The 12,060-nt window shown below is 40.0% G+C and carries 8 protein-coding genes; 5 read left to right on the top strand and 3 right to left on the bottom strand.

What is annotated here, in order from left to right:
• Positions 1-10 precede the first annotated feature (10 nt).
• From AB5062_RS05420 to AB5062_RS05400, 5 genes are all read left to right on the top strand, one after another.
• Positions 11-646, top strand: coding sequence for an RNA polymerase sigma factor (locus AB5062_RS05420; protein ID WP_005839721.1), 636 nt, complete (start codon positions 11-13; stop codon positions 644-646).
• A 212-nt stretch (positions 647-858) separates the two neighbouring features.
• Positions 859-1,941 (top strand): FecR family protein, encoded by a 1,083-nt coding sequence (locus AB5062_RS05415; protein WP_032952346.1) that lies wholly within the window; start codon positions 859-861, stop codon positions 1,939-1,941.
• A 147-nt stretch (positions 1,942-2,088) separates the two neighbouring features.
• Complete coding sequence (locus tag AB5062_RS05410) at positions 2,089-5,826, top strand: TonB-dependent receptor (protein ID WP_032952347.1); 3,738 nt, start codon at positions 2,089-2,091, stop codon at positions 5,824-5,826.
• A gap of 15 nt (positions 5,827-5,841) precedes the next feature.
• Positions 5,842-7,431, top strand: coding sequence for a RagB/SusD family nutrient uptake outer membrane protein (locus tag AB5062_RS05405; protein WP_032952348.1), 1,590 nt, complete (start codon positions 5,842-5,844; stop codon positions 7,429-7,431).
• 12 nt (positions 7,432-7,443) lie between these two features.
• A complete protein-coding gene (locus AB5062_RS05400; RefSeq protein ID WP_032952349.1) occupies positions 7,444-8,688 on the top strand; it encodes an alpha/beta hydrolase family protein in 1,245 nt (414 codons plus the stop codon).
• Positions 8,689-8,800: 112 nt separating this feature from the next.
• Here AB5062_RS05400 and AB5062_RS05395 read toward each other — a convergent pair whose 3' ends face one another.
• The 3 genes from AB5062_RS05395 to AB5062_RS05385 all read right to left on the bottom strand — a co-directional run bounded on the left by AB5062_RS05395 (position 8,801) and on the right by AB5062_RS05385 (position 12,037).
• Positions 8,801-9,535 (bottom strand): HAD-IA family hydrolase, encoded by a 735-nt coding sequence (locus tag AB5062_RS05395; RefSeq protein ID WP_032952350.1) that lies wholly within the window; start codon positions 9,533-9,535, stop codon positions 8,801-8,803.
• 149 nt (positions 9,536-9,684) lie between these two features.
• The gene (locus AB5062_RS05390) at positions 9,685-11,028 is read right to left on the bottom strand and encodes a glucose-6-phosphate isomerase (protein WP_005839734.1); all 1,344 of its coding nucleotides are present in this window, start codon (positions 11,026-11,028) and stop codon (positions 9,685-9,687) included.
• A 13-nt stretch (positions 11,029-11,041) separates the two neighbouring features.
• Positions 11,042-12,037 carry an NAD(P)H-dependent glycerol-3-phosphate dehydrogenase gene (locus AB5062_RS05385; protein ID WP_005839736.1) on the bottom strand — a complete coding sequence of 332 codons (996 nt, stop codon included), beginning with the start codon at positions 12,035-12,037 and terminating at the stop codon, positions 11,042-11,044.
• Positions 12,038-12,060: the final 23 nt, after the last annotated feature.

Below are 12,060 nucleotides of genomic sequence, written 5' to 3'. Positions count from 1 at the left end.
AGCTAGTATTATGGTTGATAGAACACATGGTGAAACTAAACTTTGGGAATCTTTTATTAAAGGAGAAACGGCGGCATTTGAAGAAGTTTATCGACGCTATTATTCGTTATTGTATTCCTATGGAATTCGTATGGTAGGTGACAGAGAGCTGGTTGCCGATACCATACAGAATCTGTTCGTCAAGTTGATTTTAAATTGTAGGAATTTGCATTATACTGATAATGTAAAAGCGTATTTGCTTTGTTCTTTTAGAAATAAACTGCTGGATGCGTTTCAGTCTTTACGTCCTATGGAAGTGATTGAAGAATGCCATGAGTTTTTTCCGATGGGCGAAGAAATAATAAATTCTTTATTTAAGAAAGATGATGTGGATGTGAAGAATGAAAGAAGGCTGGCTAAGGCAATTTCACGTCTTTCCGGTCGTCAGCGTGAAATTCTGTATTTATATTATGTAAAAGAATTGAGCCATCAGGAAATATCCGCTATCTTAGGTATGAATCCTCAATCAAGCAAGAATCTTTTGTCGCGTACATTGGCACGTTTGCGTGAATTCTTTTTCTCTGTTTCAACCATATGGATTTTCAGTATCTTGGTGCATTGTGTTCATGTGCCTGTGCGTAGTGTTTGGGCTTTTCACTTCTCTTGATTTAGCGAGTAGTCAATCATTGTTGTTTTATCATTTGGGCATGTTTTCATGGAATGAAGTGATATTTGTGTGATGAATAAGTTCTTTTATTTGTCATATAAGGTTTGTCTATTGGTTTTGCGAAGGCTCATGCAAAGAAAAGTGTGATTTCTTTTCTTTTTTATGAGTACCTTTTTTATCGGGCACCGTTTTCTTAATAAAAAGGTTTTTCGATGAAAAATAAAAAAACAATATATAATTCAGATGAATTTCGTAAAACAGTTCAATGCCTGACTGAGAAGATTCGGGAAGCAGATGAACTGGAATCTGTTGATGTAGACAAATCTTTTCAGGACGTGATGAAACGAGTAGGAAGGGAAAAAAAGGTTCCCCACAGACGTCATATTTATAGGTGGTCTTTGTCGATAGCGGCAGCGATTGCTTTGGCTTTAGTTATGAACTGGTGGAGTACCAATGTTGATGAGGGTACGGAGTTTGATATAGCATTGCTGAATGACACGACTTCCATTTGCGGTGATGAGGTGATTCTGATAACAGATAACCAAGCTATGAATCTGAAAAATGATGCTTCTTTAAAATATGATACTTTAGGAAGTTCGAATATTCAGCAGTATGCATTAAATACTAAAATATCCCAGGCTTCATCTGTAAAGAATGAAATGCATCAAATAATGGTTCCTAATGGGAAAAGAGCTGATATTACTTTTTCTGATGGTACTAGAATTTATATAAATTCAGGTAGTAAAGTGATATATCCGGATATTTTTGAAGAACGGAAACGTGAAATCTTGGTAGAGGGGGAGGTTTATCTGGATGTAGCCAAAAGGAAGGATTGCCCATTTGTTGTCAAAACAAGAGAGTTTGATATACGCGTGCTGGGTACTTCGTTTAATGTCTGTGCCTATAGGGAGGATGAGGCTGCATCTGTTGTTTTAGTACGTGGAAGCGTGGAAGTAACTACTGAGAATAAGAGCAAAGTAAGATTAGCACCTAATCAATTGGTGGATATTAAAGGCAATAAAACGCAGGTACGTAAGGTTGATGTGTCCGAATACATCAGTTGGAAGGATAATTTATTGCTGCTTCATCAAAGACCCGTAGGAGATGTTTTAAAGAAGCTTGAGCGGTATTATGGGTGTAAAATACGGTATGATGCAGAGATTACGACCTTGTCATTGTCAGGAAAACTGGATCTTCAAACAGATATTACCAATGTTATGGATAACTTATGTCTTTCATTATCATTGCATTATACAATAAATGATAAAGATGAAATCTATGTGAGCCTTAAATGAGAATTGTTGAACCTTAAAATACTTTAGCCTATGGAATAAAAGAAGGATGTAAAAAAAGAAAACCAGACAGTATTTGCCGTACTATCTGGTCACTGAATCGTTGTTTAATTATTTACCTTGAAATAAATAGAAAAAACAATCAAATATATGAAAAAATACACGAATAGAATAAAACTCATGCCTAAATTCACAAAATGTATGAGTTTAGCCATGATTTTAACATTTACAGGTTATGAAGAGGCTTTTGCGGAAATGAGTTATGCGGAACAAACCAGCTTTACCGTTTCCATGGAGAACCAGACTTTGAAGAGTGTGATTAATTGGGTAGAAAAGAATAGTCAATTTATTTTTATATATCGTACAGATATTGATTTGTCTCGTCGTGTCAATGTGGATGTACGAAATAAAACAATAGAGGAGGTACTGAAACAAATGTTTGCCGGTACTGATTTGGAATATCATATCCGTGACAGACAAGTAATAATTCGCAAGGCCATTTCTAGAGAAGAAACGCGTCCCATTGTTATGCAACAAGATAAAGTGACTGTCAAAGGTATAGTGACCGATGCCAAAGGAGAAGCAATTATTGGGGCTAATATAATAGAGAAAGGTACTACCAATGGTACTATAACTGATATAGACGGCCGGTTTACGTTAGTGGTAAGTGAAAAATCGTCTTTGGTCTTTTCTTATATCGGTTATCTGACCCAAGAAATGTTGGTAGGGAAAAAAACGTTTCTGAATGTTCAGCTGCAGGAAGACAATAAGACTTTGGATGAAGTGGTGATAACAGGTTATGGGGGCACACAACTTCGTTCCAAGATGACTAATTCCATTGCTAAAGTTGACAATTCTACTTTAAGTACGGGGGCCCATACTAATCCGGCGCAAGCACTCTCTGGTGCAGTGGCAGGATTAAGGGTACAGCAAACTAGCGGTAATCCGAATTCCACTCCTACTTTGGTGCTTCGTGGTGGTACCAATCTGGATGGTAGCGGTTCACCTTTGGTTATTATCGATGGTGCTGTACGCGAGTCGTTGAGTGATGTGAATCCGGAGGATATCGAGTCTTTGGAGGTCATGAAAGATGCTGGTGCTACGGCTATTTATGGTGCGCGTGCTTCCAATGGTGTAATTCTTGTTACTACTAAAAGAGGTTCGGAAGGACATACGGAAATAAATTTGAGTGCGAAAGTCGGTTTCAATTTTTTTCATAGCCAGTATGAATTTTTGAATGCTCATGATTATTTGTATTATATGCGTTCGGCATTTTATCGGTCTTCGCATATATGGCAGGATAAATCGGGTGCTTGGCATGGATTTGCCAGTGATGCGACTTTATCCGGAACACAGCCTTACGGAACGGGAAACAGATATTTTGATGAAAAAGGGAATGTACTTAATGGTAATAAGGATAATACAGCTGTATGGGGTGTTATGAATTATACAGATGACCTGGCTTTCCTGTTAAAACAAGGTTGGCAGACAATGGATGACCCAGTGAATCCGGGACAAAAATTGATTTATTGTGATAATCAACTGAAAGATTATAATATCAAATCTCCGGCTATTACTCAGGATTATAACTTGAGTGTATCCGGTGGCAATGATAAAGGACATTATTATGCAAGCCTAGGCTATAATCGCAGCGAAGGAAATGCGATGAACAACTGGTATCACCGTTTGAACTTCACGATCAATGCAGATTATAAAATTAAGCCTTGGCTTACTTCTAATTCTTCTTTGACATTTACCGATGCCAAATGGGACGATGGTGGTGCAGGATATGCCGGTGAAGGTAATTTTTTCAGTACTACCTTGTCCGTTCCTCCTACATTCCGTGTGAAAAGTCCGGACGGTGATTGGTTGGCAGGCCCTGCCGTGGCTTCTTATGCTCGTGGCTGGACTACAGTGAAAGTGTATGAGGATGCATTGAATTATGATAATAATACGGACAAGTTTAATCTGAGCCAGTCTTTTACCTTTAATATAATGAAAGGATTGACATTCAAGACCACAGGAACTTGGTTCTATTTTGATGATAGCAGAGAGTTCTTCAAAGGGGACTATATTGTAGCTACAGGACCGGTGTATGATACTAATCATAGTACTTCCAACAAACATGAACGGCTTTTAGACCAGACTTACAATGGAATCTTGAATTATCAGACTACATTCCGGCAAGACCATTCTATGGATGCGATGGTAGGTGTAGAATATTATGACTCATACAAGAAAGGTTTTTCGGCATCTGGTTATGGATCTCCATTATCTGATTTTCAGGATTTGAATTATACTTCGACTGCTGCCGGAGTGCGGCAAATAGATTCTTGGCATTACAGACAGCGTATTCTTTCATTCTTTGGCAGAGTGAATTATGATTATAAGTCCAAATATTTGCTGAGCCTTGTTTTACGTCGCGACGGATACTCCAAACTGCCAAAAGATAACCGTTGGGGAACCTTTCCCGGTATATCAGCCGGTTGGGTATTGAGTAGAGAGAATTTTATGGAGTCTTGTAGCAATGTACTTTCTTATGCTAAAATTCGTGCTAGTTACGGAGCCAATGGAAATGTGTCTGGTGTACTGGATGCTAATGGTAATGTAGTGACAGGACTTGATTATTATACGGTTCAAGGTTCTTATGGTATTATGAAAGATAAAGATGGTAAAATAGTACCCAACTATAATGGCAAAGTTCCTTTGATGATAAACGATTTGCCTAATCCCACCATGAGATGGGAAAAATCGTACACATTCGAGACAGGTTTCGATATTGGTTTTCTGAATAACAAATATATCTTGAACTTCACCTATTATAATAGACATACACAGGATAAATTTGCAGAAATCACCCTGTCTTCTCATAGCGGAGTTTCTTCTTTCCTTTCTAACAATGGAGAAGTACAAAACCAAGGTATGGAGTTGGAATTGACTGCCAATGTTTTGCGTACCAAAGATTGGAAATTTACAGTTAGTATGAATACCGCTTATAATAAGAATAAGATTATCTCATTACCGTACAATGGATTGCCGAATAATATGCAGGATGCCTATCAGGTTTATACGGGACGCAAGCTGGCAGATGGTACCTATGAAAGACAATGGGTAGGTGGTTATCAGGAAGGACAGGAATATGGTGTGATTTACGCCTTTAAATCTCTTGGTATTTATAAGAGTGAGAGTGAGATTCCAGGCAATCTGATAGACAGATCCACTTATACGGAAAATGGAGCAGATGCCAAAGTGCTTTATGGCCCTGAAGCTTGGGCTAAATTGTCGGATGCCGAAAAGGAGAAAGGACTGCCTATACAGGCTGGTGATGTGAAATGGCAGGATGTGAATGGGGATGGTGTGATTGATGATTATGACCGGGTGAAATTGGGTAATACGATACCTCATTGGACCGGAGGCTTTAACATTAATACTTCATGGAAAGGGTTAACTTTGAACTGCCGTCTGGATTATGCTTTAGGCTATTGGGTACATGATTGGAAAACTCCTTGGATTATGGGTAATATGCAGGGAACATTTAATACCATTTCTTTAGTTAAAGATTCCTGGTCGGAAAGTAATCCGAATGGAAAATATCCGGTGTATGGATGGGCTGACTTTTTGGGCAAACGTAATTATGACAGAATATCGGACATTAATTGTTATCGTGGCGATTATTTGGCTTTTCGTGAAATAAGCCTGTCGTATTCCTTGCCTCAGAGTTGGATTCATAAATCCGGTTTGAGCAAGGTGGATGTTTCTGTAACAGCACAGAATTTGGGATATATTACAGCAGCCAAAAATATGGCGACCCCCGAATATGGTGTCAGTCAGAATGGAGGATATCCCCTCCCTAGAACAGTTGTTTTGGGTTTAAATGTTACATTCTAATAAATAGGAAGGATTATGAAGAAAATATTTTATAGCATATTGTTGAGTGGGATGATGGTATTGTCTGCTTGTGATGCGTTGGACCTGTCTCCTGAAGATTATTATGGCTCTAATGATTTTTGGAATCAGAAGTCTCAGGTAGAAATGTTTATGACTGGTATTCATGCCGATTTAAGAGATAAATATCAGATGCCTGTCACATTGGGAGAGTTCAGAAGTGAGATTCTGATAAGTGATGTTACTTCTATGGGTGAGGGGGTATATGGTCCGCCTATGACTAATAATCTGCTTACGAAAGATAATACCGGTGTCGATGATTGGTATGAGGTGTACCCAAATATCATGCATATAAATTTGTTTATCAGAAATGTAGATAAAGAAATTGATTATCTGACTGGAACGGAGAAATCATTTTATTTGGGACAGGCTTATGGCTTGCGTGCATATTACTATTTCTATCTTTATCGAACATTTGGTGGTGTGCCGTTAGAGACGGAACCGAAAGTTACCGAGGGTAGCATTGATATTACGCAATTATATAAGGCTCGTTCTACTCCGGAGGAAACGTTGGAGTTTATCAAAGAAGATATTAATAAATCCGAAGCTTTCTTCAATGAGTCGGATAAGAAGATGTCCAACCAATATGAATGGTCTTATCATGCAACGGAACTTTTGAAGGCCAAGATATATATGTGGTCTGCCAAAGTCACTACAGGATTACCAGATGATGATATTGCAGGGGATCATATAGCTACTCTGACTGCCGTAGATCCTAATAACAGTGACTTGTTGACAGCAAAGAAGGCTTTATTGAATTTGGTGAACCAACAATTCGAACTGCTTCCAAACTTTGCGGATTTATGGACTCCGGAAGGGAAGAAGAATAAAGAGATCATTTTCGCTCTGTGTTTTAATAAGAATGAATTGACCAATTGGGGGGCGAACTGGTTCTATAATGTAGCCTTGTTTACCAATGCTACGGACTTGGATGGAAATAAATATGGTCCGGATCCGTTGAAGCTATTGACAGCCGGACCATTACGTTATGAGTATAAAGTGCCGTTTATTGAGATTTATGATAAGGAAGATACTCGTTTGGATGCTACTTTCTTTCAATATATGTTCGAAGGAAAGACTCGTGGCGCTTGTTGGAAAAAACTGATGGGACATACGGATGGAGGAACTCATTATTATGATTCAGATGTACCGGTATATAGATATGCTGATGTTTTGTTGATGCTGGCCGAGTGTGAAAACGGGTTGGGAGCTCCGGATAAATGTGCTGCATATATAAATGAGGTACGTAAGCGTGCTTATGGTGATAAATTTGAACAACATAAATATATTGCAGGAGATTATGCGGATAATGAGTGGGCTATTTTGCAGGAACGTGATAAAGAGTTTGTAGGTGAGGGAAGCCGCTGGTTTGATTTATTGCGTTTACGTGATTCCAACGGAAAACCTTTTGTCTTTTCTGTTAAAGCGCATTATGGAAGTTCATTGCCTATATTAACAGAGGATAAGGCGTATATGATGTTGTGGCCTGTTAATGTGGAAGTTTTGAATGGAGATCCGGAAATCAAGCAGACTCCGGGGTATGAATAATAGTGAGATAATATGATGATAATGAAAAGATTGCTCTTTTTAGTATCTGTATGCAGCTTATGTATGGTTGGTAATTCTCAGAATTACCAACCTGAGAAGCATGCAGTTGTGAAATCAGATCGTGGGGATGGACGGTTACTAAGTACTTATGCCATTGTTCATGAGATGTTGAAAGATACACATCCCCAATATGCTTACCGTTCCGGTATGTCCGCACAGGAATTTACGCAATGGCAGGATGGAGTGCGTGCTGCGATGGTGGAGATCATGAAGTTTCCCGAGATAAAGAGACAACCGTCTCCTGTCTGTGTGAAAACGGAAAAAAAAGAGGGATATATTTTAGAGAAATGGGAGTTCTATCCTTTTCCAAAGTCAGTTTCCACTTTTCTGGTTTTGAAACCGGAACATTTGAAGGGTGCAGTACCCGGAGTTTTGTGCATTCCGGGGTCCGGAAGGACCAAAGAAGGATTGGCCGGTGAGCCCGGCATCTGTGATAAGTTAACTGAGGATTATAATAATCCCAAAGTAAGTATGGCTTTGAATATGGTTAAAGAAGGTTATGTGGCGGTAGCGGTGGATAATGCCGCTGCCGGAGAAGCCTCCGATTTGGAATGTTATGATAAAGGATGGAATTATGACTATGATGTTGTTTCCCGTTTTTTGCTTGAACTGGGATGGAGTTGGCTAGGGTATACTTCTTATCTGGATATGCAGGTACTGAATTGGATGAAAGCCCAGTCTTATATCCGAAAGGACAGGATTGTGATTAGCGGATTCTCATTAGGTACAGAACCGATGATGGTCTTGGGGGTGTTGGATAAGGATATTTATGCTTTTGTGTACAATGATTTTCTATGCCAGACTCAGGAACGTGCCGTTGTAATGACTAAACCTGACAAGGAAAACAGACGTCCTTTTCCAAATTCTATCCGTCATCTGATACCTGGTTATTGGAGGTATTTTAATTTTCCAGATGTTGTTGCGTCATTAGCTCCTCGTCCTATCATTTTTACAGAGGGAGGGTTGGACCGTGATTTCCGTTTGGTACAATCTGCTTATGCTGCTAGTGGAAAACCGGAAAATGCGGAGTTTCATCATTATCCGAAGTTTGCTGATAAGGCAGTTAGAAAAGATGTGGAGCACCTTGATGAAGGACTGGATTCAAAGACCTATTTCGAAACGGTCAATGTAGATCCTCCTTCTCATTATTTTAAAAACGAACTGGTTATTCCTTGGTTACGCAAAGTTTTAAAGTAGGTTCAGGTATTTTGATAGGCTGTGATTTTTTATATAATATGAGCTCCTTGTTTTTCATCTAGGTGAAAGCAAGGAGCTCTTTTTTATTGATTGTGAAGAATTCTTGCAAAATTTAATCTTGTTTTAATGCAGATTGTAGTGTTTCCCAATTTTCATTGAAATCAGGCATGGAATGAAAAAGTAAATTCGCTCCTTCATTCAGTAACACATTGTCGTGCAATGGTCCTGTATTCACGGCGATGGTAAAAATACCGGCTGCAACTCCCGCCTGTACACCTAGTGGTGCATTTTCTATTACTAACGCTTCATTGGGTTTAAAGCCGCCTTTCTTTAGGGCCATCAGATATGGCTCCGGATTTGGTTTCCCATATTTCACATCAAAGGCGGTAACCATTAAGTTGGCTTGGAATATGCCCGGAAAATTATGATTCAATCGGTCCAATAACGAAGTTTGTCCCGAACCGGTCACTACCATCGGAGTCAGTCCTTCACTCTTTATTTTAGTCAATACTTCCAGTGCGCCGGGCATCCGTTCTGCTTTGGGGCATTTGTTGAATTCTTCAGTTTTGGCTTGGTAGATAGCTTTTATTTCTTCTTCAGTAGCATCATGCCCACGCTCCCGACGACTTACTATATTGATCGTAGATGCACCGGTACGCCCTTCGTGCATATAAGCTTCTTCTCGGCTGAGGCCGAAACCGAAGCGTTTCATTATTTTATGCCATGACTCAGCATGGTTGGACATGGAGTCGAACAGCACGCCGTCCATATCGAATAATACGGCTTTCAAGTCGATGGATTCGTATCCATGAGTATGAAGATAGTTATTTATCGCTTCTTTAAACATAGAATAAATGTATAGTTATTACTTCCAAAGGTGTGACCGTTGGATTGGAACAAAGTGAAGAATCTGCAAGCATTTGGTGGATGCTTTCAGATTCTTCACTGTTATTCGGAATGACATTGATAAATGGCATTCTGAATAGGTTCTTGATATTATAATCTAGCTTGGATAGCTTTAGACTCTTCTTCGTATCCCGGTTTATTCAACAAAGCAAACATATTTTTCTTGTATGCTTCCACGCCCGGTTGGTTGAACGGATTTACTCCCAGCAAATAACCGCTGATACCACAAGCTTTTTCAAAGAAATAGATGATTTCTCCCAGGTAGTATTCATTCAGTTCGGGTACAATCAGTCGCATATTGGGTACACCACCGTCAACGTGTGCCAGCTGAGTACCTAGTTCTGCCATCTTGTTCACTTCGTCTACACGCTTTCCTGCCAAGAAATTCAAGCCATCCAAATTTTCGCTGTCCGAAGGAACTTGAAGCGTATGTTCCGGGTTTTCGATAGAGATAACTGTTTCGAAGATAGTACGTTCACCTTCCTGAATCCACTGTCCCATAGAATGGAGATCAGTAGAGAAGTCGACGGCAGACGGATAAATACCTTTACCATCCTTGCCTTCGGATTCACCGTACAATTGTTTCCACCATTCGTTCATATAGTGCAGTTTGGGATTGAAGTTTACCAAAATCTCAATCTTCTTTCCGTCTTTATACAATTCATTGCGGGTAGCAGCATAAACAGCGGCAGGATTTTCGGCAAACGGAGTAGCCGGACCACATATTGTTTCCATCGTACGTGCGCCTTCCACTAGTTTCTCAATGTCAAATCCTGCCACTGCGATAGGCAGCAAACCTACCGGAGTAAGGACAGAGAAACGACCGCCTACATTATCGGGGATAATAAAAGTCTGATATCCTTCCTTGTCGGCTGTAACACGTGCGGCACCCTTTTTGGCATCTGTAACGGCAACAATCACTTTTTTCGCCATTTCCTTGCCAAGCTGGTCTTCACACTGTTTTTTCAGTAAACGAAAAGCTAAGGCGGTTTCTGTAGTAGTACCAGACTTGGAAATATTAATTACACCGAACTTTTTGTCCTTCAAGTATTCAGTCAACTCGAACAAGTAATCTTCGCCGATATTGTGGCCTGCAAAAACGATGACGGGTCCGTCTTGTTTTGCTTTCAACCATTGGAAACTATTGGATAAAGCTTCTATTACGGCACGTGCTCCCAGATAGCTTCCACCGATACCTGCTACAACTACTACTTCACAGTTGTCGCGCAGAACCTGGGCAGTAGCTTTCAAGTCAGCCAAATGTTCGGCTGTTATAGACGATGGCAAATGCAACCAACCCAAGAAGTCATTACCTTTACCTGTACCGTTTTCCAATGTTTCCATGCAGGCTTTCACCTGAGGTTCGTAAGCAGCGATTGTTTCCTTAGAAACAAAACCGGCTACTTTGTCGATGTTTAAACTAATATTCTTCATTGTATCTGATATTTTATCTGAATGAATCAGTTAATAATTTAATCTCAATCATGGGCGAGATGCGCTCATATAAAATATTATAAACGGCATCTACGATAGGCATGTTCACGTGCAAGTGCTTGTTTAGCTCCTTGATACATTTCGTTCCGTAGTATCCTTCGGCAATCATTTCCATTTCTATCTGTGCGCTTTTTACGGAATAACCTTTACCAATCATGGTTCCGAATACGCGGTTCCGGCTGAAATTGGAGTAGGAGGTAACCAACAAGTCACCCAGATAAGCGGAATCATCAATAGAACGCTCTACGGGATGTACGGTATTCAGGAAGCGGTTCATCTCTTGAATGGCATTTGAAATCAATACAGCCTGAAAATTGTCGCCATATTTCAGACCGCTGCAAATTCCAGCGGCGATAGCATAAATATTCTTCAATACCGAAGCGTATTCTATACCTGCCACATCCGGGCTTACAGAAGTTTTTATGTAATGTCCGGCCAGCTGCCGGGCGAATATCTTCGCCTTGTCAATGTCTTTACATCCGATAGTCAGATAGGAAAGACGCTCCAAGGCTACTTCTTCTGCGTGGCACGGACCTGCAATGACGGCTATATTCTCTTCGGGAACACCGTATACCTGATGAAAATAATCGGAAACAATCAGGTTCTCGTCAGGGACGATACCCTTGATAGCAGTGACAATGAACTTGTCCTTTATTTTGGTTTTCAGCTTTTTCAGGTGGCTTTTCAGATAGGGAGAGGGGGTAACGAATATCAGGGTATCCGATTCCTTTACTATCTTGTTGATATCTGAAGAGAAGTTGATGTTCTTTATTTCAAAGCGCACACTTGTCAGATAAGCCGGATTATGTCCCAAACGTTTGAATTCTTCAATTCGGTCGTCGCGGCGCATATACCAGTTGATTGATTCAGCCTGAGCCAAGACTATTTTTGCAATAGCCGTGGCCCAGCTGCCACCACCCATTATCGCTATTTTACCGGGCAATTTCATGCTTATTATTTATGATGGATAAT

The sequence above is a fragment of the Phocaeicola sp. RTP21359st1_B8_RTP21360_211022 genome (genome assembly GCF_040911965.1).
GTDB classification, from domain to species: Bacteria; Bacteroidota; Bacteroidia; order Bacteroidales; family Bacteroidaceae; genus Phocaeicola; species Phocaeicola vulgatus.
Note: the sequence above shows the minus strand (reverse complement) of the source record. Positions and strands in the feature narration are given on the sequence as shown.